Source organism: Bradyrhizobium sp. AUGA SZCCT0431, from assembly GCF_018131065.1.
Taxonomy (GTDB): Bacteria; Pseudomonadota; Alphaproteobacteria; order Rhizobiales; family Xanthobacteraceae; genus Bradyrhizobium.
The window spans coordinates 1-25,310 of record NZ_JAFCLR010000038.1 but is presented as its reverse complement, the minus strand read 5'-3'; the positions used below and the strand labels follow the sequence as shown (position 1 = coordinate 25,310).

General features: G+C 62.9%; 21 protein-coding genes. 12 read left to right on the top strand and 9 right to left on the bottom strand.

From position 1 onward, the window contains the following. Positions 1 to 16: 16 nt before the first annotated feature. Together purM and purN are read left to right on the top strand one after the other, a co-directional pair. Positions 17 to 1,090 carry a phosphoribosylformylglycinamidine cyclo-ligase gene (gene purM / locus JQ567_RS29185; protein ID WP_212442026.1) on the top strand — a complete coding sequence of 358 codons (1,074 nt, stop codon included), beginning with the start codon at positions 17 to 19 and terminating at the stop codon, positions 1,088 to 1,090. Positions 1,091 to 1,094: 4 nt separating this feature from the next. After that, a complete protein-coding gene (gene purN, locus JQ567_RS29180; RefSeq protein ID WP_212442025.1) occupies positions 1,095 to 1,748 on the top strand; it encodes a phosphoribosylglycinamide formyltransferase in 654 nt (217 codons plus the stop codon). Between the two features lie 50 nt (positions 1,749 to 1,798). Here the strand turns inward: purN and JQ567_RS38940 are convergent, their stop codons facing one another. Beyond that, positions 1,799 to 2,143 carry a hypothetical protein gene (locus JQ567_RS38940; RefSeq protein ID WP_312017487.1) on the bottom strand — a complete coding sequence of 115 codons (345 nt, stop codon included), beginning with the start codon at positions 2,141 to 2,143 and terminating at the stop codon, positions 1,799 to 1,801. On the opposite strand from JQ567_RS38940, the gene JQ567_RS29175 reads away from it, so the two are divergent. Then, on the top strand, positions 2,124 to 3,062 hold the full coding sequence (locus JQ567_RS29175; protein WP_312017486.1) for an autotransporter outer membrane beta-barrel domain-containing protein: 939 nt from the start codon (positions 2,124 to 2,126) through the stop codon (positions 3,060 to 3,062). The genes JQ567_RS38940 and JQ567_RS29175 overlap by 20 nt on opposite strands. A gap of 82 nt (positions 3,063 to 3,144) precedes the next feature. On the opposite strand, the gene rnd is transcribed toward JQ567_RS29175, so the two are convergent. Both rnd and JQ567_RS38730 read right to left on the bottom strand, forming a co-directional pair. Next, complete coding sequence (rnd, locus tag JQ567_RS29170) at positions 3,145 to 4,302, bottom strand: ribonuclease D (RefSeq protein WP_212442023.1); 1,158 nt, start codon at positions 4,300 to 4,302, stop codon at positions 3,145 to 3,147. A 209-nt stretch (positions 4,303 to 4,511) separates the two neighbouring features. Then, positions 4,512 to 4,637, bottom strand: coding sequence for a hypothetical protein (locus JQ567_RS38730; RefSeq protein ID WP_283815164.1), 126 nt, complete (start codon positions 4,635 to 4,637; stop codon positions 4,512 to 4,514). Positions 4,638 to 4,868: 231 nt separating this feature from the next. Between JQ567_RS38730 and JQ567_RS29165 the strand changes: the two genes are divergently transcribed. Then, entirely contained in the window at positions 4,869 to 5,594 is a 726-nt protein-coding gene (locus JQ567_RS29165; RefSeq protein ID WP_212442022.1) for a hypothetical protein, read from the top strand. 153 nt (positions 5,595 to 5,747) lie between these two features. Here JQ567_RS29165 and JQ567_RS29160 read toward each other — a convergent pair whose 3' ends face one another. Beyond that, complete coding sequence (locus JQ567_RS29160) at positions 5,748 to 7,943, bottom strand: PAS domain S-box protein (protein WP_212442021.1); 2,196 nt, start codon at positions 7,941 to 7,943, stop codon at positions 5,748 to 5,750. Positions 7,944 to 8,252: 309 nt separating this feature from the next. On the opposite strand from JQ567_RS29160, the gene JQ567_RS29155 reads away from it, so the two are divergent. Further along, positions 8,253 to 9,542, top strand: coding sequence for an ABC transporter substrate-binding protein (locus JQ567_RS29155; RefSeq protein ID WP_249165804.1), 1,290 nt, complete (start codon positions 8,253 to 8,255; stop codon positions 9,540 to 9,542). A gap of 598 nt (positions 9,543 to 10,140) precedes the next feature. Beyond that, entirely contained in the window at positions 10,141 to 10,299 is a 159-nt protein-coding gene (locus JQ567_RS29150) for a hypothetical protein (protein WP_212442020.1), read from the top strand. Positions 10,300 to 10,472: 173 nt separating this feature from the next. Here JQ567_RS29150 and JQ567_RS29145 read toward each other — a convergent pair whose 3' ends face one another. Then, on the bottom strand, positions 10,473 to 13,439 hold the full coding sequence (locus JQ567_RS29145; RefSeq protein WP_212442019.1) for a VCBS domain-containing protein: 2,967 nt from the start codon (positions 13,437 to 13,439) through the stop codon (positions 10,473 to 10,475). Positions 13,440 to 13,767: 328 nt separating this feature from the next. Here JQ567_RS29145 and JQ567_RS29140 point away from each other — a divergent pair, with 328 nt between their 5' ends. The 4 genes from JQ567_RS29140 to JQ567_RS29125 all read left to right on the top strand — a co-directional run bounded on the left by JQ567_RS29140 (position 13,768) and on the right by JQ567_RS29125 (position 18,318). Next, positions 13,768 to 14,385, top strand: a complete 618-nt coding sequence (locus JQ567_RS29140; RefSeq protein ID WP_312017485.1) for a FecR family protein — start codon at positions 13,768 to 13,770, stop codon at positions 14,383 to 14,385. Positions 14,386 to 14,483: 98 nt separating this feature from the next. After that, positions 14,484 to 15,290, top strand: a complete 807-nt coding sequence (locus JQ567_RS29135; protein ID WP_249165803.1) for a tetratricopeptide repeat protein — start codon at positions 14,484 to 14,486, stop codon at positions 15,288 to 15,290. 141 nt (positions 15,291 to 15,431) lie between these two features. Further along, complete coding sequence (locus JQ567_RS29130; RefSeq protein ID WP_212442017.1) at positions 15,432 to 16,403, top strand: ABC transporter substrate-binding protein; 972 nt, start codon at positions 15,432 to 15,434, stop codon at positions 16,401 to 16,403. A 34-nt stretch (positions 16,404 to 16,437) separates the two neighbouring features. After that, positions 16,438 to 18,318, top strand: a complete 1,881-nt coding sequence (locus JQ567_RS29125) for an adenylate/guanylate cyclase domain-containing protein (RefSeq protein WP_249165802.1) — start codon at positions 16,438 to 16,440, stop codon at positions 18,316 to 18,318. A gap of 101 nt (positions 18,319 to 18,419) precedes the next feature. Here JQ567_RS29125 and JQ567_RS29120 read toward each other — a convergent pair whose 3' ends face one another. The 4 genes from JQ567_RS29120 to JQ567_RS29105 are packed head-to-tail and all read right to left on the bottom strand — an operon-like array spanning position 18,420 to position 22,404. Continuing rightward, positions 18,420 to 19,739, bottom strand: coding sequence for an ABC transporter substrate-binding protein (locus JQ567_RS29120; RefSeq protein ID WP_212442016.1), 1,320 nt, complete (start codon positions 19,737 to 19,739; stop codon positions 18,420 to 18,422). Positions 19,740 to 19,749: 10 nt separating this feature from the next. Beyond that, positions 19,750 to 20,607: a carbohydrate ABC transporter permease gene (locus JQ567_RS29115; protein WP_212442015.1), complete on the bottom strand. Its 858-nt coding sequence runs from the start codon at positions 20,605 to 20,607 to the stop codon at positions 19,750 to 19,752. Beyond that, positions 20,604 to 21,554, bottom strand: a complete 951-nt coding sequence (locus JQ567_RS29110) for a carbohydrate ABC transporter permease (RefSeq protein WP_212442014.1) — start codon at positions 21,552 to 21,554, stop codon at positions 20,604 to 20,606. The genes JQ567_RS29115 and JQ567_RS29110 overlap by 4 nt, the downstream gene beginning before the upstream one ends. A 1-nt stretch (position 21,555) precedes the next feature. Beyond that, complete coding sequence (locus JQ567_RS29105) at positions 21,556 to 22,404, bottom strand: phosphodiesterase (protein WP_212442013.1); 849 nt, start codon at positions 22,402 to 22,404, stop codon at positions 21,556 to 21,558. A 237-nt stretch (positions 22,405 to 22,641) separates the two neighbouring features. On the opposite strand from JQ567_RS29105, the gene JQ567_RS29100 reads away from it, so the two are divergent. Then, positions 22,642 to 22,932, top strand: a complete 291-nt coding sequence (locus tag JQ567_RS29100) for a DUF1330 domain-containing protein (protein WP_212442012.1) — start codon at positions 22,642 to 22,644, stop codon at positions 22,930 to 22,932. A 963-nt stretch (positions 22,933 to 23,895) separates the two neighbouring features. Continuing rightward, a complete protein-coding gene (locus tag JQ567_RS29095; protein WP_212442011.1) occupies positions 23,896 to 25,236 on the top strand; it encodes a S41 family peptidase in 1,341 nt (446 codons plus the stop codon). The last annotated feature ends 74 nt before the right edge of the window (positions 25,237 to 25,310 follow it).

Below are 25,310 nucleotides of genomic sequence, written 5' to 3'. Positions count from 1 at the left end.
CTGACGGGAATTGAGCATGATCGACCGCAAAAACGGGCTCACTTACGCCGATTCGGGCGTCGATATCGATGCGGGCAATCGCCTTGTCGATCTCATCAAGCCGATGGTGCGTGCCACCGCCCGCGCCGGCGCCGACGCCGAAATCGGCGGCTTTGGCGGGCTGTTCGACCTCAAGGCAGCCGGCTTCACGGACCCGGTACTGGTGGCCGCGACGGACGGCGTCGGCACCAAGGTCAAGATCGCGATCGAAACCGGCCTGCATGGCGGAATCGGCATCGACCTGGTGGCGATGTCGGTCAATGACCTCGTGGTGCAGGGCGCCGAACCGCTGTTCTTCCTCGACTATTTCGCCTGCGGCAAGCTCGATCCGGAAGCCACGGCGGCGATCGTGGCTGGGATCGCCGAGGGCTGTCGGGAGTCCGGCTGCGCCCTGATCGGCGGCGAGACCGCGGAAATGCCCGGCCTCTACAAGGACGGCGATTACGACCTCGCGGGCTTTGCGGTCGGGGCTGCCGAGCGCGGCACGCTGCTGCCGAGTTCAGACATTGCGATCGGCGACGCCGTGATCGGTCTTGCCTCCTCGGGCGTGCATTCCAACGGCTTCTCGCTGGTCCGGAAAATCGTCGAAAACGCCGGCCTCTGCTTTGACGCGCCGGCACCGTTCTCGCCCGTCATGACGCTCGGCGGCGCGCTGCTGGCGCCGACGCGGCTCTACGTGAAATCCTGCCTGCGCGCGATCCGCGAAACCGGCGCCATCAAGGGTCTCGCCCACATCACCGGCGGCGGCTTCACCGACAATATTCCGCGCGTGCTGCCCAAGCATCTCGGGGTCGGCATCGATCTGGCGCGGCTGCCGGTATTGCCGGTCTTCAAATGGCTGGCCGAGCAGGGCGGCATCGCCGAACTCGAACTGTTGCGCACCTTCAACTGCGGCATCGGCATGATCGCGATCGTCAAGCCCGATGCGGTCGACAGGGTCACCGAGATCCTCACCGAGGGCGGCGAGACCGTAGCCCTGCTCGGCGAAGTGATCGCGGCGGAAGGCGAGAATCGCGTGGTCTATAACGGTCATCTGGACCTGTCGCGGTGACGCCATGAAGCGCCGCGTCGCCATACTGATCTCCGGGCGCGGATCGAACATGGCGGCGCTGATCGACGCGGCCAAAGCACCGGATTTCCCGGCCGAAATCGTCACCGTGATTTCCAACCGCGCCGATGCCGGTGGCCTGGAAAAAGCTGCTGCGAGCGGCATTCCCGCGACCGTCATCGAGAGCAAGCCGTTCGGCAAGGACCGCGCCGGCTTCGAGGCTGTCCTGCAGCAGGCGCTGGATGAAAAGAATGTCGAGCTGATTTGCCTTGGCGGGTTCATGCGGCTGTTCACCGCCGAATTCGTCAAACGCTGGTACGGCAAAATGCTCAACATCCACCCTTCGCTGCTGCCGTCCTTTCCGGGCCTCGATCCGCACGGCCAGGCGCTCAGGACCGGCGTGAAGATATCAGGCGCCACCGTGCATTTCGTGATCCCGGAAACCGACGCCGGGCCGATTGTGATGCAGGGCGCGGTCGCGGTCGCCGATGACGATACCGCCGAGACGCTGGCGCAGCGCATCCTCGGCATCGAGCACCGAATCTATCCCGAGGCGTTGCGGCTGCTCGCCAGCGGCAAGGTCCGCCTCGAAGGCGACGTCTGCAGGATTTCGGGACAGGCCGCGCCGGACGGAACCCTGATTTGGCCCGTCCAGGACTAGGCCAGTGCCACCCAGTGCAAGGCACTGTGGCCGCCGCACCACAACGGCTTCTATTCAGTCCCTGGTGAGGTCCGCAAGCGATTGACGCTCTGCACGAACTGGGCGCAAATCCGGGCTTGCCGACCGGCTTGTCGCGCATTTTTCGAGCGGGCGCTTTTTTCGGGAATGGAATTGATGCGCTGCGCATCGCGAGCGGAGAGGTTCGGGGGCGGTCGCGCGTTGGCGCGACTGGCGGCGATTGCGTTCGTGCTCGCGTTCGGCGTCTCTTCCGCGCAGGCACAGCTGACGCCGACGCCGACCCCCACGCCAACACCGACGGCCTCGCCAACGCCCACACCATCGCCGTCCCCGACGCCGCAGATGATCAACTCAGCGGTGTCGTCGACATCAACCATCACCAATCTCGGCAGCAATTTCCTGGAACGGTTCGGCACCACCAGCGGCTTCAGCCGCATGATGCGGACCAATCCCGGCGGCGGCGGCGCCTCCGAGGCTGCGGAAACACCGCGCTACCGGACCTGGTTCGAGGGCTATGGCATTTCGGCCAACAACGGTCCGCTCGGGTTTTTCGTCGGCGACACCCGCAAGACCTGGGGCGGCGTCGCCGGCATCGGCGCGCGCATCGCAACCGGCGTCAATGTCGGCTTCTCCGTCGACCAGAGCCGCACCGACATCGACGTGCCGCTGGCGTTGCAGTCGGCCAGGATCGACCTGACCCAGTTCGGCTTCAACGCCTCCGTCGATGCCGGGCCGTGGACCTGGGCCAACGTGATCGTGCACGGTTTTGGCAACATCAATTCGCGCCGCGATACCGGTTTGGGTTTCGCGACCGCCGGCTACAACGCCAGGCTCGACGGCGTGCTGAGCGAGATCAGCTATTACTGGTCCAAGGACCAGTACCGCATCGTGCCCAAGGGTGCGGTCGAATATGTCCGCGCCCAGAGCGGAGCGTTCCAGGAGTTCGGCGGCCTCGATCCGGTGACGGCAACGGGCGCCACCGTGCAGCGCTTCCGCGTGCTTGTCGGTGCCGAGGTCGGGCATTACTGGATCTTCGACCAGAAGATTTTGGACCTGTCGGCCTACGGCAAATTCGTCAACAACGTCGTGCAGAATTTCTCCGACACGACGGTGAGCCTCGGCGCCCAGAGCGTGACCTTCCAGGGCATCGGCGAAAGCCAGTACGGCGCGGATGCCGGCGCCTCGGCCTCGCTCAGCCTGACCAACACCGCGCGCCTCTACATCAACTACGACGCCAAATTCCGCGCCGCGATGCAGTCGCACCAGGGCACGTTCGGCCTTGAGCTGAAGTGGTGAGTTTTCCTTCTCCCTCGCCCCGCGCTAGCGGGGAGAGGTTAGAGTAAGCGAAGCCTAGGCCCGCGCCACAAACTTTACTGCTTCAAACCGCCTTATCCCGATCGACCCTGACCACGCGGCCTTTTTCGATCGCGAGCGCCAGCCTGCCGTGCTTCAGCGATAGCGCCGCCTCGCCGAACAATTCGCGGCGCCAGCCATGCAGTGCGGCGACGTCGGCCTGGTCGTCGGCCGCGATCTGCTCGAGGTCGTCGACGGTTGCGATCACCTTGCTGGCCACCGCATGACGCTCCGAGGTCATTCGCAGCAGCACCTTCAGGAGCTCGACGATCGCAGCGCCATTCGAATTGCCGCGCGGCTTTTCGAGCTTCGGCAAGGTCGCAGGATCGCGCGCGATGCCGCGCTGTACGGCGGCGACGATGTCGCTGCCCCATTTGGAGCGGTCGAAACCCTTCGGCAGCGAGCGCAAATTGGCGAGACGCTCCAGCGAGGTCGGCGCATGGGTGGCGATGTCGCCGACCGCGTCATCCTTCATCACGCGGCTGCGCGGCACGTCGCGGCTCTGCGCTTCCTGTTCGCGCCAGGCTGCGACTTCCATCAGCACGGCCAATTCCCTGGGCTTGCGCACCCGCGTCTTCAGCCGCTCCCAGGCGCGCTCGGGGTGGAAATCATAGGTCTTCGGCGAGGTCAGGACTTCCATCTCCTCGCTGACCCATTCGCTGCGACCGCGCTTCTTTAAATCGGCGTCCAGCGCCGCGAACACGTCGCGCAAATGGGTGACGTCGGAGACCGCGTAATGCATCTGGTCTGATGTCAGGGGTCGGCGCGACCAGTCGGTGAAGCGGTGCGTTTTGTCCGGCCGGTGGCCGGTGATGCGCTCGACCAGCGCGTCATAGGCGATGCTGTCGCCATAGCCGAGCACCATCGCCGCGACCTGGGTGTCGAAGATCGGGTGCGGAATGGTGCCGGACTGGTGCCAGACGATCTCGATGTCCTGGCGCGCGGCGTGGAACACCTTCAGCACCGCCTCATTGCCCATCAGCTCGAAGAACGGCTTGAGGTCGATGCCCTCGGCCAGCGTGTCGATCACGACGGCTTCGTCCGCGCTCGCCATTTGCACGACGCAGAGCAGGGGATAATAGGTCGTCTCGCGGAGGAACTCCGTGTCGACGGTGATGACCGGGTGCTTGGAGAGGCGATCGCAGGCAGCCGCAAGGTCGGAAGTGGTGGTAATCAGATCCATGAACAGTCCATGACGCTTACGACAGGCGTTCGGCCGAAAGCGCTGGTATGTCAAGGGTCTTTGGGCAAAATTTGGCCCGGAATAGGAGGCAAAGCACCGCTTTCTGCGTGCGCTTTGCGGCAGGACGCGCTTGGGGCGTGCCCTGCAAACTTGGTTCCGGCCAAGGATCCAGGTCGAAGCCAGGCAGAAGCCAGGCTGGCCGGAAAGAATTACTCGTAGCGGGCGTGCTTCGACGGCCGGCGCCCCGAGGGCAGCGCGAGCACGACGAGGCAGAGCGCTACCATCATCAGCCCGATGAATTCGATGGCAAAGAGGTTCAGCGAAAACCCGTCCACGGCAATCTCTCCCCAGTACGGTCGCTAGATTTGTCGGGAGTGGATTGAGGGGATGTTAATCGAAATGGTTAAGCGCCGGGTCCGTCCGGCAATGGTGGATGGGCGCTTAAGAAGTGGGGTTAACGGGGCGGGGGCGAATGCAACTTTGGGGCGAAGCGATTTGTCAATGAAGCTGCGCCATGTATGGGCGATGGAAAGCAGAGGCTCGCTCACATCGCATGGGCTATTTGCATGAAGCGGCTCATCATCGCGAGCCTGCTGATCGCCGGCGTGGTCGTGCTCTGGATGACGGCCTTTCCGAGCGTCACAGTGCGATATCGCTTGACGCTTGACGCGCGGGTGGACGGCGAACTGAAGACCGCATCTAGCGTCCGTGAAGTGACCTACAGCAAGCAGTCGGGCTTTGCCTCTCAGCAAGAACTCCGCGTCCGTTACAGAGGTGAAGCGATTGCCCTCGATCTCGGTTCTCGCGGCACGTTGTTCGCGCTGCTGACAAAGGATACCGATGATCGGTCAGGGGCGGAATGGATTGTGCTTCGCGCGTTCGGGTTTTCCGGGGGCAGTCTTCCGAGACCGGTCGAAGAGGGCTTGAAGGAGGTGTCTCGACTGTCTGGCAAGCGCGAGCTGCCGCTGGACGGCCTTCCCATGCTGGTTCGGTTTCGCGACATGAACGATCCGAAGACGGTAGTGAAAGTGGATCCCATCGACATCGGAAGGAGCTTTGGCGATGGGACCAAACTGGTGCGCGCGACGCTCGAAATCGTCCCCGTTGGAATCTGGCCGTTGAACTCTGTCGGCATTGCGGGCGAGCCGATAACGACGGGCATTGAGAAAAGACTGAGTTGGCTCGCCAAACACTACGACATCAAATTCGATGGTCAGCGATTTGAAACAATTTCAGCGTCGCTGCGGCTCGCAAATTCACTTGCGTCAGGTGCCTTCAAGGCCGGGTTCTGATGACGGCTATCTCGAGCGAGCAGCTCGCACGAGCGCAACGGTATGCGGAATGAGACTCGGTAAGGAAGTGGCGAGGGAACGCGCCGCTCGAATTCCGCTAACGCCCGCGATCAGGCGCATTCGCGACCGCGGCTTGCTCCCCGAACCAGCATTTCATACCGCCTGCATTGGGCCGGCGTGTTCGGCAGGAGCGATCTCTTCCCGTTGCAAGGGCAGGGTGAAATGAAAGGCGGCGCCGCGCGGTTCATTGGCGTCGGCCCAGATCCGTCCGCCCTGCGCTTCGATGATCGAACGGCAGATGCTTAGTCCCATGCCGAGGCCACTGGACTTTGTCGTGTAGAATGCGTCGAAGAGGTGCTCGAGGCTCGCCGGATCCAGTCCCGGACCGGTATCCCGCAAGCTGACGAGCACGCCGTTCGAGGCCTCTGCGGCAGTGCTGATCAGCAACTCCCGCGTTCCCTCGCTGGTGCCGTTCATCGCTTCGATCGCGTTCATGATCAGATTGAGGATCACCTGTTGCAGCTGGACCCGATCCGCATGAATGAGCGGCAGGCCCTCTGCGAGTTGCGTCCGCACCCAGACGCCGTTCTGCACCGCTTCGCCGCGGGTCAGAGCTATGACCTCGAGGATCGCCTGGTTGATTTCCAGGCTCTCCTTCCGAGGCGGGGCTTTCTTGATGAGGGCCCGGATCCAGCCGATGACGTCGCCGGCACGCTTGCCGTCATCCGTGATCTGACCGAGGATCTGCCGAACCTCGCCGAGGTTCGGAGGCTGAGCGCCCAGCCAGCGCAAGGCCGCCTGGGCGTTGAGCACGGTCGCGGCGATTGGCTGGCTGACTTCATGGGCGACCGAGGCCGTCAGCTGCCCCATCGTGGCGACGCGATTGGCGTGGGCGAGTTCCGCCTGCGCGGAGCGCAGGGCCTCTTCGGCCCGCTTGCGTTCGGTGATGTGCCGCCCGACGCCGCGGTAGCCGACGAAGCGCCCAGACTCGTCAAACATCGGCAGCCCCGAGACGGACACGTAACGCTTGCTGCCGTCAGGACCCGGCCGCGCGAGCTCAAAATCACGGAACGGCAGGTGGGCATCGAGCATCTCCCGGTGCTTGCGCCAGGCCTCTGCGTCGGGCTCCAGGTAGGGCACCTCCCAGCGCGTCTTTCCGATCTCGGAGCCCCACGCCGGCGCGTCGGCAAGGTTCTCGGCGAACTCCTGGTGAGTAAAGCGATGCTGCGCGTCGGTCTCCCAGTACACGTCGAAGGAGAATTGCACGAGGGTGCGAAAGCGCTCCTCGCTTTGCCGCAGCGCCTCTTCCGCCCGCTTGCGCTCGGTCAGATCGAGGACAAAGCCAACACCTTGATTTGTACCTTCTTCGAACATCGCCCCGCCGATCAGCACGTGGACGCGGCTTCCGTCCTTCCGCAAGTACTCTTTCTCGAACGGTTGGGCCGTCCCGATCCGCTTCAGCTCTGCCACGGTACGCGCGTCGCGGTCGCGCCATTCCGGCGGGGTCAGGGATGTCCGGTGCAGGTGACCCGCGGTGAGGTCCTCCCGGGAATATCCCACCATGCGGAGAAACTCGTCATTGGCCTCAAGAATGCGCCCGTCGACTTCCCAGATGATGATCCCGATGATGTTGGCGTCGACCAGGCGCCGGATCTTCCTGTCACGCTCTTCGATATCGCTCTGGAGCTGAACGTTCTCCTCGGTCGCTTTTCGCCGCCGTCTCGCTTCGAACCGTGCGAGCGCCAGCGCTGCCACTGCCAGGACCGCGACAACGACGACAGCCGTAGCGATCAGCCCGGCTTTGCGTTGTTCGAGTGCCTTGGCGCGCCTCTCCTGATCCACGCGCAGGAAGCGCTCGTGGTCCACCATCTGGTCGATTTGCGACCGGATCTCGTCCAGGCTGCGGATCATCGCCAGCGCTGCCGGCCCAGAGCTGGTTCGGGCGGTATTGACGATGTCATCGATCTCGCGCAGCTTTGCCGCAACGGTCAGCGCCAGATGTCCCGCACGATGGTTCTGCAATGGATCGCTCGCTACCAGAGCCTGGAGCGCCTGGGCGTCGCGGCGCACGCTTTCGTCGGAGACGCCGTAGGCCTTGAGATATGAGGGGTCCAGAGTCAGCAGATACCCGCGCCTTTGGGCCTCCACGTCGGCGATGACAGTCCGCAGCCGATCCAGCGTCTCAAGCACCTGGCGACCACGCTCGAACAAGAGATCTGCCGCTTGTCGCTCCTGCCAATATCTGAAGCCGAGAAACCCGGTTGCGACAACCACAGTTAGAAGAACCGCGACCACCAGCGCCAGCGGACGAGCAAACCACCGAGAGGACTGGCTCAGAGTGACTGACATTGGCCTGGTCTTCGATGCTCGCGTGAGCGATTATTTTCTGATGCCGACGCAGAACATTGCTAGTATAATGAAAATATAGCCGCGGTCCGCGGGATGCGACGGGAACCGGCAAGCTCCACCGTGTAGATTACACGCAAGGGGCCAGCACGTCACGGGTAAGGCCCGCCCGCTTGTTGTGAAGGCCGATCCCCCGGCAGGAGCAACCTCATGGCTCCAAACCACATGGGTCCAGGCGAAAAGTTTCCGAGGAGTCCAAGCTCGGCCAGCCGGCGGAGCTTCGTCAAAGGATTGGGCGCGGCGGGGGCGACATTGCCGGCCCTCGCCATGCTGCCGCGGTGGGGTTTTGCGGAGGATGCCGCCGCGAGCTATGCCAAGGCTGCGATTGATTGGAAGCAATTTGCGGGGCAGACGATCACGCTCGCGGGCGCAATCCATCCCTGGTCGAACGCGATCACTCCGCTTTTGTGGGACTTCACCAAGCTCACCGGTATCATCGTCGCTACCGACTTCCGGTTGGAGACCGCCTATCTGGGCGCGCTGCCGATACAGCTCAACCGTGGCAGCAGCACCCCCGACGTTTTCATGTGGACGACCTATGGCCAGGGCATCGCGGCAGGATGGCTCGAGCCGCTGAACGCCTATTATTCCGACAGGTCGCTGACCGATCTCGGCTGGTACGACGAGAGCGACCTTCTCAAGACGGCCCGCGCCTTTCCGCTGTGGTCGGACCGCGAACGCTACGCCGTCCCGATCACCTCCGAGGCGGTGACCTTGTTCATCAACAGCGATGCGCGGGCAGCCAGGAACCTAGCGGTTCCCCAGACTTTCGAAGAACTGCTTGCCACCGCCAAGGCAATCAAGACCAACGGGATGTCCGGGATTGCCATGCGGGCGCAGGCCGGCGGCAATTCGTCCGTGCCGGCCATGAGCTTTGTGTTCTCTTACGGTGGGCACATGGTCAAGGACAAGAAGGCCGCGTTCGCGAGCCCCGAGGCGATCGCGGCCGTCGAGATGTTTGGACAGCTGCTCAGCCAGGCAGGGCCGGTCGGCGTCGGCAGCTATGAATGGTACCACGTATTGGACGACTTCCTGCAGGGAAGGACGGCAATGGCCATCGACAGCAGCAACTTCGCGACCGACATCTCCAATCCAGCCAAGAGTCGCGTGACGAAGCAGGCCGAGTTTGCAGCCTTTCCGCATGCCGCCGGGCACGCATCCGTCCCCTTCATGTCGCACTGGCAGGCGTGCATCAATTCCAAATCGCGAAACAAGCGGGCAGCTTTCCTGTTCCTGCTGTGGGCGACAAGCAAGGCGACCTCGCTGCAGACCGCAGCGGCGGGGCTCGCGACGACACGCCTGTCGGCCTGGTCGAGCGAGGGCTTCAAGAAGGCGTTCGGCCCGCAGGCCGCCGCGGCGGCGTTGACCAATCTGCAAAATGCCGACGTCGACCGCGCGAAGGCGATACTTTTCCATCCGCAATCGAGACCCATCATGGACGCCTTCATGATCGGCGTGAATGAAGTCGTCTCGGGAGCGAAATCGGCGAAGATTGCCATGACCGCCGCCGCCGAGAAGGCCAATGCTGTGATGCGCGGATAGTTAGCAAAACCCGGGCGCAACGCGCGTTCGGCGAACGCTTGTCGCTCAATCCGTCCTACGGACTGCAGCATGGGTGGAAGCCCCTGGCGCAAACGCTGGCCGGAAAAAAATATAGTGCCGCTCGGCGTCAATCCGTTCCGCCGTGAAAGCTGTCCATCCAATACCGCGTCTGTGCGTCGGTCCAGCCGGGTACAGCATAGCCCTTGGTGGCAGCAACGGGTTGAGCCGAGCGTGACTGGCCCGCATGCGGTTTGGAGTGCTGCACCTTTGCGGCGTTGGCAGAAGCACAGAGGGCGATCAAAAGGCCCAAGGCCAAAACAGAGCGCATTACATTTGCTCCAGGCAAACCCGTAGTGTGCGAGGTAATGCGCGGGCCGCACCGCCGCAATCCGTAGCGGCTTCACGATTCTGTGGCGTTTGCGCCAAAACAGGTTGCGCGACAGAATCACGGATTCCGGTTTGTTCGGGCTGCGCGCTACACCCGTTCCACGCACCGAGTTGAGTGTGATGTCCGACACAGCGGCCTGGCGCGCCGCGGATTATCAATCTCTTACGAGTGGCGGGGACAGTCCTTCCACCGATAACGGGAGAGACTGATATGACCAAGCTGAACACTGAAGCGCGCGAACTGAATGCTGTCGAACTCGACTCCGTCTCGGGCGGATTCATCTGGATCCCGGTCGTCGTGGTTGCCTTCGCCACCGGCACCGCGATCCGCATGGGCATCGATGCGGTGGTCGAGAAGGTCACCAAGTAAAAGTCCTGCAGCGCCTTTCGGAGACCTTGGTTTCTTCGGAAGGCGCGCGCAGCGAGCAGCCTGCATCAGCGCAGCGACATACGGGATCCGTGTTTGCTGACTGTTTCTCTCGCGCCCTCGATGGGAATCGCCGGCATCTCCGGCACGACGTGACGCCACGGTCCCGGAAGCCGTCACACCATCAGGTCGTGCGGCGCATGAAAAGCGACGGCGCTCGCCAACGGTTCGAGAGCGAAACTGAAATTGTCATCAGCGGGTTGTCCTGACAGCGATTGAGCAAGCGTTTGTGCTCCCGCTGACGTCGCCAGTTGTCCGCTGATTCCTCCAACATCTTCGCTTTGGCTGATTGCCGCTTGGGCAAAATCCACATCGAGGGGATCGATGACGTTTGAACCGTCAAAGCCGGAAATCTCGTCCTTGAACTGGAACGAGTCGCCGGCGGCCGACGCCATGAAATCGTATCCGTCGCTGGTGCCGTAAATAGTGATCTTCACCACCTGGGCGGTGCCGTCGATGGTTGTGACCGTGAAGCTGTCGCAAAGGGTGTCGCAGCTATTGAGCGCCTCCACGGTGCAGTTGGCGTTGTCGAGCGTGTAGGTCCACACGCCGGCCGCCGTCATGGTGAAGCTGCCATAACCGCCCGCGCTCGCCTCCGGCCAGCAAACCGGCGTGAAGGTATTGGGCGTGTTGTCGACGTCGGTGTCGGTGAGCCTGCCGCACGCGACCGGATTACCATGATCATCACAACCAGCCTCGACCACGCAGCCGGCTGTGGTGCCGGAGATGACGGCCGGGTCGTTGGCGCCCTGGATGGTGACCTTCACCACCTGGGCGGTACCGTCGATGGTTGTGACCGTGAAGCTGTCGCAAAGGGTGTCGCAGCTATTGAGCGCCTGCACGGTGCAGTTGTTGTTGTCGAGTGTGTAGGTCCACACGCCGGCCGCCGTCATGGTGAAGGTGCCGTAGCCGCCCGTGCTCGCCTCCGGCCAGCAAACAGGCGTGAAGGTACTGGGCGTATTGTCGACGTCGGTGTTGGTGAGCGTGCCGCACGCAGTCGGCTGGCCGTATTCATGACAGGCAGCCTCGATCACGTTTCCGGCTGTGGTACCGGAAATGACGGCCGGGTCGTTGGCGCCCTGGATGGTGACCTTCACCACCTGGGGGGTACCGTCGATGGTGGTGACCGTGAAGCTGTCGCAGAGCGTGTCGCAGCTATTGAGCGCCTGCACCGCGCCGTTGTTGTCGTCGACCGTGTAGGTCCACTTGCCATCCGCCGTCATGGTGAAGGTGCCATAGCCGCCCGCGCTCACCGTCGGCGCGCTGACGGCCGTAAAGGTATTGGGCGTATTGTCGATGTCGGTGTTGGTGAGCGTACCGCACGCGGTCGGCTTGCCGTGTTCATGGTGCCCAGCCTCGGTCACCGACCCGGTGGTGGTGCCGTAGATGATGGCCGCGTCGTTCGCTCCCTGGATCTCGACCGTCACCACCTGCGGCGTGCCGTCGATGGTGGTCACGGTGAAGGTGTCGATCAGCGTGTCCCCGATGTTGAGCGCCTGCACCGCGTGGTCGCAATCGTCGACTGCGTAGGTCCACACGCCGTCCGCGGTCAATGTGTAGGTGCCATGGCCGCCCGCGCTCACGTTAGGCGAGTCAACCGACGTAAAACTGTTCGGCGTGTTGTCGACATCGGTGTCCGTCAGCGTGCCGGTCGCGCTCGCCGTGCCGTGCTCGGCGCTGCCCGCCTCGATCACCGCGCCGGCCGTGGCGCCGGAAATGACGGCCGCGTCGTTGGCGCCCTGGATGGTGACCGTAATCGATTTGGCGGTGCCGTCGACGGTGGTCACGGTGAAGGTGTCGGTCAGTGTGCCGCCGACATTGAGCGCCTGCACCGCGCTGTTGGTCTCGTCGAGCGTGTAGGTCCACACGCCATTCGCCGTTATGGCGAAGCTGCCGTAGCCGCCCGCGCTCGCAGTGGGCGTCTCGATCGCCGTGAAGGTATCGTGTGGATTGTCGACGTCGGTGTTGGTGAGCGTGCCGGTCACGGTCGGCATGCCCAGCGCGCGGTTGGCGACGCCACTGGCCTCGACCGTTGAACCCGTCGCGGCACCGGAAATGACGGCCGCGTCGTTGGTGCCGTTGATGGAGATCGTGAAGGCCTGGTTGGCTGCGAGCGCGCCGTCAGACACCGTGACGGTGAAGCTCGTGGTCGTGGGATCAGTCAGCGCATTGATCGCGTGACTGTCCGGAACGAAAGTGTAATCGCCGGTCGTGCTGTTGACGTAAAGCGTGCCGTAGGGGCCCGTCTGCGAGACATCGAATGTCTCCCCATCCAGTACCGTGCTGCCGGCGGTCCCGCCGCTGATGCCGTAAGTCAGTGTGGCGCCGTTGGAACTGCTGGCAACGAAAGTGCCGCTCGTCGCGGTGAAGGTGTCAAACGCCGAGGTGTCGATTTCGGTCGGCCCTGTCACGGCATTCAGCGTCGGCGGGACAGGCGGCAGGGCTGCGATAATAATTTCGGTGACCGGGAAGTTGGGCACCGGCAGCGGCAGGAGCGAATCCCCCGCCGGGGAGGGGACGTCAGTCTCGATAAAATTGATCGGTTGCACCGGCAGCCGATCGACCAAAGGAGGTGTGCTCGACCCGGTTGACTCCATGCCTTTCGCAAGGGTGGCGAGCGCTTCCTGCTGGGCTGCCTGCAACTCCGCCATTCGCGAGGAGGAATTTGTGACCCGGCTGATATTGATCGAGGATCCTTCGACGCGCAGGACGACTGTTTCGCCGGGATCCTCAACGAAGAAGTGCCGCGGGATAGGCTCCTTGGTCACAAGCTCGAAGCTTCCGTGCTCCAGATCCTTGTAGGTTATGCTGCCGTCGTCCAGGAAAACGACATTGGGGTCCGCGGCTCCGGCTTCCTTCATCATGGAGAAGGTCAGCGCCGTGAGCCACAGGATGCCGAAACGGGCGTGAGTGCGGCCCGAAATGCCAGGAAACGGCCTGTCGGCATGCGGGCAATCGCTCTTTGCCCCCTGGCCGGGGAGGCGGCCATGGGCTTCCGTCTGAACATTGCCGATGACGCGGGGAAGCCGCTCCGCTGCCGCGTTACGATCGTCCCCGGTTTTGGCGTGGGACCCTGCGAGCATGAGTTCCGCCCCGGTCTGCCGCAACCAGTTGCGCAATCAGATCAAAACATTTGGCGGCGGTCAGCCAAAGACCGACCGTCGAAATCTCCTGTGCCAAAATAGCGCAATCCAGCGGGAGAGATTGTGAAAGTCTTCACAAAGCCCGCGGCGCAAAAGGAGTACTCCTTTTGGGGGAGGTGGCGCGGAGCGGCCGGTCCGGCATAATATCCAAGCGCATCCATTGTTGCCCTGGCCGGCGGTTCAAGGAACCGGTGCGGCCGCACGAACGAGATTTGCTCGGGAAGGGCCGATCATGTGCAACCATAAGATTGCCGTTTTGCTGACAGGCTTGGCTCTGGCGATCGCCGGATCTTTCCCGGGCTCGGCTCAGGCGCAACGCGGTTCTGCGACGCCCGCGGTTCATGATGTCGTGTCCAAACCGATTGGAAAAGTCGTTGTCGCGACAGGTTCGGTCACCATCGAACGTGCCGGTGCGACCGTCATTCAGGTTCGTGCCGACGCTCAAGCCGGGCAGGCGAAGGTCGGTGATGTCGTCTATGAGGGCGACGTGGTCGCGACCGGCGCCGACGGCCGGGTCGGCATCAGTTTTACGGATGGCACCGCGTTCAATCTGTCGAGCAACGCTCGCATGGCCTTGAGCGAGTTCGTCTATGACCCAAACGGGAAGTCCAACAAAACCTTGCTCAGTCTGACCAAGGGAACCTTCACGTTTGTTGCCGGCCAGGTCGCCAAGACCGGCGATATGAAGGTCGATACCCCCGCCGCGACAATGGGGATTCGAGGCACCACGCCACACGTCGAAATTTCGGACGATGGGACATTCAGGTTTTCCACCCTCATTGAAGAGGGCAAGAGCAAGGTCATGCGAAAGCCCGAGAGACCGGCGTCGGCGCCATCCGAACCAACGCCTCCCGGATCAAATCTGAAAATTTGTCGGGGGTGCTAGGGCGGTCGACCGCCGATCTCTCGTTCCAAGATCGGAAGCCTGACATGAAATCCAGCGCAAGCGGGCGCATTGTCCTCGGCCTGGCGCCGATCCTCGCCTTGCTGCTGTTCGGATCACCGGCGGCGGCACAGAACCCGAAGCCGGATGGCTATCTCGGGAATCTCGAGTTGTGCAACGGTTCGCATCGCGCGTCGCTCGAGCGTCGGATCAATGCTTGCACGGCGCTTATCGGATCGGGTCAACTCACGACGGCCGCCTTGGCGGTTGCCCATAACATCCGTGGCAATGCCTATGCCTCTAGGGGCGACTACGACCGCGCCATCCCTGATTTCGATGCAGCGATCAAGCTCAATCCAGGCGATGCCAAGCCGTTCAACAACCGTGGTGCAATGTACTTGAAAAAGGGCGAATACGACCTCGCCATCCAATCTCTCGATCAGGCGATCAAGCTCAATCCCAACTACGGCAGAGCCTTCGCCAACCGTGCGGGAATCTACCTGAAGAAGCACGAGTACGATCGCGCGGCGCGGGACTATGACGAGGCGGTTCGACTTCAGCCCGATCTGGCAGCCGGATGGAGCGGGCGGTGCTGGACACGTGCTGTCCTCGGGCCGTTGGAAACCGCGCTGGCGGACTGCAACAGGGCGCTTCAGGCGGGACCGAACAATGCCGAAACGTACGACTCGCGTGGGCTGGTTCATCTGAAGATGGGCCAGCTCGACGCGGCGATCGATGATTATGATTCTGCGCTGCGAACCGAGCCGAAGCTGGCGAGCGCGCTCTATGGGCGCGGGCTTGCCAAGCTCAGGAAAGGCGACAAGGCCGGCAGCGATAGCGATATCTCGGCGGCCAGGACAATCCAGGCCGGCATCGGCGATCACTTCACGCGCTACGGGGTGGAGTAGGGACGACGCCGATGGAACCTCGGGCCGAGGACGCATCCCGGCCCCCGAGCCGCCCAAAAAAGGGAAAAATCAAGATTATCTGCAGCTCATCTGAATGCCGGCTCGAAGCTTGGAAAGCCGGTTTGGGCCATGGTGGCCAGCATGAAACGAAGGGATTTCATAACGCTTGTCGGTGCTGCGATGGCTTGGCCGGTCGCCGCACTGGCTCATGATCCGACAAGGGTCTATCGGATTTTCTGGGTTTCCACCGGGTCCCAGCCCGACCCGTTCCTCGACGGGTTCCGCGAAGGATTGCGCGCGCGGGGCTATGTCGAGGGCAAGAACGTTGCCCTGGAATTGCACTATGCGCCCGGCAATCCGCAGGCGCTGCGCGAGGTGGTATCGAACGTCCGGCGCGGCAACGTCGACCTTGCCGTGTCGAGCGGCCCTGCGACCCGCGCGCTGACGGAGGTAACGGATGTTCCGGTCCTGTTTGCCCTGAGCGGCGACCCGGTGGCGCTCGGCCTCGTCAAGAGCCTCGGGGAACCGGGCGGCAATTTCACCGGCTCGACCTTCCTGTCGCTTGATGTGGCGGGAAAGCGGGTGGAGCTGCTCAAGGAAATCTTTCCGAGCCTGCGCACCCTGGCGGTACTTTCGAACAGTCTTCATCCGGGAGAACAGTCGGAGTGGCGCGCGACGCAGGACGCCGCCCGGCAGCTTGGCATCACGCTGCTCTATATTCCCTTTGCAGGGGCAAGCGAGCTGGACCACGCGCTTGGACTGGTGGGCGACGCGCATCCGGACGGGTTGCTCGTCTTTCCCGATGTTCTCACGCTGGTGCACCGGGCCAAGATCGCCCAGCTCGCCATCAAGCATCGGCTGCCGTCGATGTTCGGATGGAGCGAGTATTGCGACGCAGGCGGGCTTATCAGCTATGGCGCGAACCAGCGCGCGACCTATTTCGCGCTTGCGACCTACGCCGACCGGATCCTGCGCGGCGAAAGCCCCGCCACGCTTCCCGTTGTGCAACCCACCAAATTCGAGCTGGTCGTCAATCTCAGGACGGCTGAACTGCTCGGCATCGACCTGGACAAATCCTACATCCTGTTTCGCGCCAACAAGGTGATCGAATGAGGCCGGCACATCTCATCGTGACGTGGAGCTCCAGTTGCCGGGCGTCATTAGCGTGACCCGGCCGCGGCGCTCCCTGTTCGTCAAATACTTCGTCACACTGTTTGTCGCAGTGGTGGTGCCGCTCACACTTGGCTCCGTGATCGAGGCTTGGTTCGCCTTTCGCGACCATCGTCTTCATCTCAATGAAGTGCTTCAGATCGAGGCCCGCGCTGCAGCCGACCGGATCCAGACCTTTACCGATGGCATACGCGATCAGCTCGGCTGGCTCGTGCAGTTTCCCTGGACCCAGGGCGAGGACGACCGGCGCAGGGTCGACGGGCTGCGTCTGCTGCAGCAGGTGCCGGCGATCGTTTCGGTATCGCTGGTTGACCCGACCGGCACCGAACGCGTGTTCGTATCCAGGATGAGTTTGAACCGGACCGGTCGAGGTGTGGATTTGTCGGCCGATCCCGCGGTGGTGGGGGCGCGCGCGAACCGGGTCTGGTACGGTCCTGTGCGGTATCAGCGCGATTCAGAGCCCTACATGCGGATCGCCGTCGCGGGAAACCGCGCGGCCGCCGGAATTGTCGTTGCCGACATCAATTTGAAACTGATCTGGGATGTCATCGCGGCGATCAAGATCGGCAACACCGGCCATGCCCTTGTCGTCGATGACGCAGGACGCCTGATTGCTCACCCGGACATCAGCCTGGTGTTGCGCAGTGGCGCCGGGTCAGGCGAGTTCAGCCGGCTCAAATCGGTTGTGACCGCTGCGAATGGATCGGCGGTCGTCACCACAGGCGATGACGGGAGAGATTTCGTCGCGCTCTCGGTACCTGCCGCGAATGTGGGTTGGACCGTGATTGCCCAGCAGCCGATCGTAGAGGCGTTTGAATCCATGCGCGCGACGGTGTGGCGTTGCCTCCTGTTCATCGCCATCGGAACCGTTTTTGCGCTTGTGCTCGCCTATTGGCGTGCATCCCGCATGTGGGTGCCGATACGCAAGCTCGAGGAGGGCGCAGAACGGATAGGGATGGGACAGCTCGATCATCGCATCGCGATCGAAAGCCGCGACGAACTGGAGCAATTGGCGGTCCGATTCAACCAGATGGCGGAAGAGCTGGGGGCGTCACAGCAGAAATCCGAGCGCATCAATCGCCTGAAGCAATTCCTTGCCCCGCAGGTCGCCGAACTGGTGGAGCACTCCGATCCGCGGCTGCTGGACGGACAACGGCGTGACGTGGTTGCGATTTTCGGCGATCTGCGCGGCTTCACCGCGTTTACCGCCCGCGCCGAGCCCGAGGCCATTCTGGCCGTGCTGCGAGAATATTATGAAGCCATTGGCGCCGTCACGGCCCGCCATGCCGCCACCCTGATCCGCTTCGCCGGTGACGGCGTGATGGTTCTCGTCAACGCACCGGTCACGTGCGAGGACCCGGCGCATTGCGGCATCAGGCTTGCGATCGACATGCAGGCCGCCGTGCAATCCCTTGCCAACAACTGGTCCGCCGGCGGTTGCACCGTGGGCTTCGGCGTGGGCATCGCGATGGGACCCGCGACTGTCGGTACCCTCGGCTACCACGGCCGCCTCGACTACACGGCGATCGGAAACGTCATCAACCTGGCATCACGGCTGTGCAGTCTGGCTGACGATGCCGAGATACTGGTCGACCCTGTTGTCACCGAACAGGTGAGGGATCGCATCCCGCTGGCCTCGATCGGAAAGCAGCCCATCAAGGGTTACGATCATGCGCTTGAGGTGTTTGCCGTCGTTCGCAGCGACCCATCCGTCCGGCGTCTTGGTTGTCAACGCGAGCCTGCTTGCGTTCCATCGGTCGCGGCGGGATTTGGCAGAACCGTACCGGAGCTTTCTTCGGCGGATGGGAGATTCGACATTGGTTCTGCAAAGACGCGGTCGAGGGCGGGTTCTCTTTAACCCGCCGCTCCACGCTGGCGGGCCAGTGCTCAACCCAATGTCTTCGGCGCCCCACCTCCTAGGGCGCCGAAGCCAGCTTCCCTTGCCGATGCTCCCCGGATTCAGGGCAGCTTCAGCGTCGTCTCGGCGTTGTAAGGCTTGAGCAGCTCGTCGGCGGCTTTCTGGGCGGCGACGAGCGCGTCCTTTGGCTGCTTCTTGCCATTCAGCACCAACTGCACCTCGTCTTCGAGGGTCTTGCGCACCGGCACGGTCTTGTAGGTGGCAAACCAGGGCTTTGCGACGTCGAGCTGCTCGACAGCGGTCTTGGCGTCCGGGTTCTTGTTGAGGAACTCGACCATATCAGGCGTTTTGTAGGCAGCCATGTTCGGGGCGAAGTAGCCGGTGGCACGGCTCCACCAGCCGCTCTTTTCAGGCGATGTCATCCACTTGATCAGCGTCCAGGCGGCCTTCTGCTTGTCCGCTTTGAGACCGGCCGGAACGATCAGCGAAGCCCCGCCGATCGGCACCGCGTTGCGGACGTTGCGCGGAATGAACGCGACCTTGTAGGAGAATTTGGCGTTATCGCGCACGAAGGTCAGCGAGCCCGTGGAGAGCATCATCATCGAGGCGTTGCCGGAGATGAACGAGGTGCTCACCGCCGGACCCGGCTGCGGGCCGGGAGGATGCACCTTATGCTTGGCGACCAGGTCGCTCCACCAGGTCAGCGCGCCGAGCATGGAGGGCGTGTCGTAATAGACCTCGCCGCCGAACTCCTCGTTGTAGTAGCGCCCGCCATTCGACATGGTCAGGGTTTCCATCATCCAGCCGCAATAGTCATAGGCACAGGGGATGGCTATGCCCCACCGGGTCACCTTGTCGCCGTCGCGCTTGGTGAGCTTCTTGGCCCAGTCGGTCACCTCGGCCCAGGTCTGCGGTGGCTTGCTGGGATCGAGGCCGGCTTCCTTGGCGTGTTCGGCGTTGATGTAGAGAAGCGGCGTCGAATTATGGAACGGCACGCCATAGACCGAGCGATCGATTACGGCGTTGCCGTGCAACGCTGGAAAGAACTGGCCGAGAAACTTTTCCTTGGTGGTGCCATCCGCGGCGATCAGAGCGTCGAGATTGGTCAGCTCGCTCTCGATCTGCATGTCGAGCAGGAAATTGGCCGACATGATCACGGCGCTCGGCGGCTTGCCGGCCTTGATTGCGGCGCGCGTCTTGATCAGCGTGTCATCGTACGAGCCGGTATAGACGGCGGTCGCCTTGATGTCGGGATGGGTGTCGTTGAAGTCCTTGATCAGGGTGCTCATGTCGCGGGCGAGCTTCCCATCGACGGGGACGGGGAAGAACAGGTCGATTTCGGTAGGGCCCTCGGCGAAGGCGGGAAGGGCGAGAGCCCCGGCCATGGCGAGGCCGAGCGCGAGCCGGCGGGAAAACAGCATTGGAAATCTCCTATTTGATGCCTGAGGTGACGAAAGAACTGATGAAACGCCGTTGGAAGATCAGGAAGGTGACGAGGAGGGGCGCGATCACCATCAAGGTGCCGGCCGCGATCGTGCCCCAGGCCTGGGTGCCTTCCGCCGTGGCGGTGAAGACCGAAAGCCCGACGGTGAGCGGCCGCTTGTCCGGCGAATTGATCACCATCAGCGGCCAGAGGAAGTCGTTCCAGTGGCTGGTCACGGAGACGATGGCAAAGGCGGAAAAGCTCGGCAGTGAGAGCGGCACATAGATATGGCGGATGCGCTGAAACACCCCGGCCCCGTCGATCAATGCGGCGTCCTCGAGCTCGGCCGGAATGGCCTCGAAGGCCTGCCGCATCAGGAACGTGCCGAAGGCCGAGGCGAAGAACGGCAGCATGACGCCGGTCAGGGTGTCGTAGAGGCCGAGCTTCGCCACCAGTGTCAGGTTCGGCACGATGAGCAGCACCGGCACCAGCATGAGCTGCATCAGGAACAGGTAGAAGATCAGCGTTTTCCCGGCGAACGACAGGCGCGCAAAGGCAAAGCCCGCCAGCGTGACCGTGACGAATTGAACGAGCAGGATGCCGCCACAGATGATCGTCGTGTTGAGGACGTAACGCGGGAAGTCGCCGATCTCCCAGGCGTCCTTGATGTTGTCGAGGGTCGGCGACAGGCTCGGCATCAGGATTGCCATGGCGTTGATGCCATCGGACGGCGGTCGCAGCGCAGCCACCACCATCCAGAGGAAGGGAATGAGCCAGACGAGCGTGAGCAGCACCACGAGCGCGAAGCCGAGTTTCGGGGTGATCTCGCCGCGTGTCGCCAGCGGTGCATCCGCGAACAGTTTCATGCCCCGCCCTCGCGGCTCGCCAGCGAGCGGAAGGACAGCGCGGTGAGCCCCATCAGCACCGCGAGCGAAAGCAGGGTCGCCGCCGAAGCCTTGCCGATGTCGTAGTGCTCCACCGCTTGCTGATAGATGTAGAACAGCACGAGACTGGTTGAGTTCGACGGCCCACCCTTGGTCATGACGAAGACATGGTCGACCTGTGTCACCGCATTGAGGCCGGCGATCACGGTGACGAACAGGAAGGTCGGGCGCAGCTCGGGCAGGATGATATGGCGCAGGCGCTGGTACGGACCGGCCCCGTCGAGATGGGCAGCCTCCATGACGTCTTCCGGCACCGCCTGAAGCCCAGCAAGGAAGAACAGCATGTAATAGCCGGCGTTCTTCCACACGGTGATCACCATGATCGCGGCTAGCGCAATGTCGTGATCGCCGAGCCAGTTGGGCAGCACGGGAAGCAGGCGGCCGATATAGTAATCAAGCAGCCCGACATTCGGCAGGAAGATGAACAGGAACAGTGCGGACGCGGCGACCATCGGGATCAGCACCGGCAGGAACAGGGCGGCCCGCAGCAGGCTGGTCACGGCGTTGGTGCGCGAAAGCGCAAGCGCGAACAAAAGCGCTAGCGCCATGCTGGGGACCACCGTGCCGACTGCGTAGATGAGATTGTTGAGGACCGCGCCGGTGAACGCGGGGTCGGCAAGCACCGCGCTGATGTTGCCAACGCCGACGAACCGGCTCGGCGCCTTGGGCGTGGCGCGCTGGTAGAGGGAATCCAGGATCACCTGTCCCACCGCGCCGTAGGTGAACAGCGCGAGAAAGATCAGCGAAGGCAACAGCAGCAGATACGCCGGGAACGACGCTTTGAAGGCGGCGGCAAACCGTCTTGCGACGTGAAGGCGGGGCGGAGCGGTCGTCGTGACGGGGAGAACCGCGGGCTCGGCCAGGCTCATTTCACCGCGCCGCAAAGCTGAGCGCATAATCGCGGTCGTCCATTCCTTCCGGGGCCGCGAAGGGGAAGCGCGGACTGGCGTCGAGGAAGTCGTGGGCGTGTACGACCAGTGTCTGGCGGTCCATCAGCACCACGCCGTAGGCCGGCGGTTCGTGGCTGGCGAGATGCGCGGCCGTCGCGTCGAGTTCGAACCAGACCTGGTGGTTGGTGCCGCGCAGCGTCGAGAAGTGGATCGTGCCGTAGCTGCCGGAAATCGGTCGGTGAACGTGGCCGAAGAACAGATGGCGGATGCGCGCACGGTAGGGCGCGATCACTTCCGCGAATTCGCGGCTCTGCTTCAGCGCGATGTCGTCCATCGCCTCGATCCCGACCGCGAAGGGCGGATGATGCATGAACACGACGAAGGGCGTCTCGGTGGGTGCGGCGGCGAGCGTTTCCGCGAGCCAGCCGAGGCGCTTTCCGCACATTTCTCCGGCATGACTCGCCTCATCCAGCGTGTCGAGGAAGATGAACAGGCCGTACGGCGTCTCCTGCGCCCCCTGCACGAAGCCGTTAGCATCGCGGGGCGCCGCCGCGAGCGCGTCGAGGCAGGTCCGCCGGCGGTCGTGATTGCCGACCATGGCGACGTAGGGCATGTCGAGCGCGGCCATGGACTCGGCGAAGTCAGCGTAAGCCTCTGGTTCGCCCCAATGGGTGAGATCGCCGGTCACCACCGCGAAGGCGGCATCGGAATGGTGCCTGTTGATATCAGCGACAGCGGCGTCCAGGCGGGCGCGCGGGTCGAGCCCGTAGAGTTTTAGCCCCGGACCCGCAAGATGCGTGTCGGTGAGGTGAATGAATTTGAGAGGCATGGCGTGCTTGTCAGTACTGTCGGAGAACGGTCGTCTCCAGCAAGACGGCCTGGCAGGCGGTTAGAGCACGAATGTTTAAGTTTGATGACAGTGGTGCAGGGTGCCTAAACTCCGTGCGAGGTGCCCGGCAAGCGAGCAGCCCGCATGAGCGTAGCGATATGCGGGAGCCGTGAAACAAAACCCGGATGTCGGCGTGCTCATCCGGGCCGGGTGGCTGATGTTGGTGTGAGGTCGGAAATGAAAGCCTATCTGGTACTCGATTTCTCGGTGAACGACTTCGGTGGTTTCAGAAAGTACATAGCGGAAATCCCTGCGTTTATCGCGAGGCATTCCGGAAAATACCTCGTTCAAGGGGCTCAGCCGACGACCATCGAAGGGGATTGGAAGCCCGAACGCATGGTCATCCTCGAATTTCCGGAACGCGCAAAGGCGGAAGCCTTTCTGGGCGACCCCGACATTCAGGACCTGTTCAAGGTGCGCCACGATACGACCACGAGCAAACTGGTGCTCGTCGATGGCTGCACCTAGCGAGCAGCCCGCATGAGCGCAGCGATATGCGGGATCCGTGCGAGGCAGACCCGGATATCGCTCCGCTCATCCGGGCTACGGGCTCATCCGGGCTCCAAGCCACTACATCTAGCCCGACGGGCAAATCAATTCTGGTTATCAGAATTTCTGTCAAGCCCCAAAATAAAAAATATTTCGCTTTTCCCGAAGGCAAATCAGGTGCATATCTTTGGCCATCCCGTCCTACTCAGAAGGGCGTCGGCCGTCGTCACGGACGTTGGACGGGTTGCGGTGGACGCAACAGTTGCGATTGACGCGCGCGACTGAAGCGTACGGTGAAGTCGTGTGGTCCCGACGCCCCGATGCTGGCGTCAAGTTGTGTCGAGTAATTTCGGCGCAGCGACGGTGACAATGAGCTCGGCCCGACCGAGGAGAGCACGAAGTAAGCCGTAAAGCCATTGCGCAGGGAAGGCTGGGTGTTCTCCGCTGAACCTGTATGCTCGTGTGCGCATTCTTTTGCACATATTGCACACGAGACCGCGGGTGCAGCGCGCACCCGGTCTTCCCTGCGCCCTCTCAATGAGAGGGCGAGAGATGCCAGCAAACCTCGGGCGCAATGCGTCGCGAGAAAGCGAATGCATGTTTGCCAACAACAAATACCGCCGTCGTCCCGGCCTTGAGCTCAGGTGCGCAATTGCGCATCGGGGACCCATACGCCGCGGCCCATCGGTGAGAGGGCTGGCGTTAGAGACCTTTCGCAAAATAAGCGCTGCGGAGTATGGGTCCCGGCGCTCGCCGGGACGACGGCTTAGGAGGCCCAAAACCCGGCCCATTTCCCGCCAAAACCCTATACTTAACAAACCCGTAATGGCCCGGACCGAAACCGCCTTGATCCGACCAAAAAGCCGTTGTTGGTTGGCCGTGCCGGAGCCCGGGACGCCGATTCACCTGAATTTTGGCGGTCGATAGCGAGAAGGATCGCAAATGCGCAGGAATCTCACCTTTCTCCTCGGCACGGTCACGGGCGCCTGTTTGACCTTTCTGGTCGCCGGACCGCAGGGGGCGCATCTGGTTGCGGCCGCCAAGGCTGCGGCCCGCACCGACGGCACCTATTCGCAGCTCAATCTGTTCGGTGACGTGTTCGAGCGCATTCGCAGCAGCTATGTCGAGAAGCCCGACGATTCCAAGCTGATGGAGGGCGCCATCAACGGCATGATCTCCTCGCTCGATCCGCATTCGCGCTACATGAATGCGAAGGGCTGGAGCGACATGCAGGAGACCACGAATGGCGAATTTGGCGGGCTCGGCATCGAGGTGACGATGGATGACGGCCTCGTCAAGGTGGTGGCGCCGATCGACGACACGCCCGCCGCCAAGGCCGGCATCATGTCGGGCGATCTGATCACGCAGATCGACGATGATTCCATTCAGGGCATGACGCTCGATCAGGCCGTCAGCAAGATGAAGGGGCCGGCCAACAGCAAGATCCGCCTGAAGATCGTTCGCAAGGGCGCGGACACGCCGGTCGAGGTCGCGATCGTCCGCGAAATCATCCGGGTGCGGCCGGTGCGCTTCCGCACCGAGGGCGGCGATATCGGCTATATCAGGATTACCAGCTTCAACGAGCAGACCACCGACGGCCTGCGCAAGGCGATCGCGGATATTTCAAAGGCGATCCCGTCCGACAAGCTCGTCGGCTACGTCATCGATCTGCGCAACAATCCGGGCGGCTTGCTCGATCAGGCGGTGTCGGTGTCGAGCGCTTTCATGGGGCGGGGCGAGGTGGTCTCGACCCGTGGCCGGACACCGGAGGAAACCCAGCGTTTCGTCGCGCGCGGCGGCGATCTGACCAAAGGCAAACCGCTGGTCGTGCTGATCAACGGCGGATCGGCATCGGCTTCGGAGATCGTGGCCGGCGCCTTGCACGACCACAAGCGCGCCACCATCATCGGCACGCGTTCGTTCGGCAAGGGCTCGGTGCAGACGATTATTCCGCTCGGCAAGTCTAACGGCGCGCTGGCATTGACGACCGCGCGCTATTTCACGCCGTCCGGAAAATCGATCCAGGCCCAGGGTGTCACGCCTGACATCGAGGTGCTGCAGGACGTGCCGGACGAGTTGAAGAGCCGTGCCGAGCTGAAGGGCGAAGCGTCGATGCGCGGGCACCTGGCGGCCGACGGCGCCGAGCAGACCGGTTCGCAATCCTACGTGCCGCCGTCCGAAAAGGACGACAAGGCGCTCGGTGCCGCCTTCAACCTGCTGCGCGGCGTCACGGTCAACGCCAATGCGCCGGCGGTTGCGGCGAAGCGGTCGGTGCCGAACTAGGTGGCGTGGACACTTATCGCATCCATAAGACGATGGCGGCGACAGTGACGATGGCAAGGTAATTTCGGGCTGTC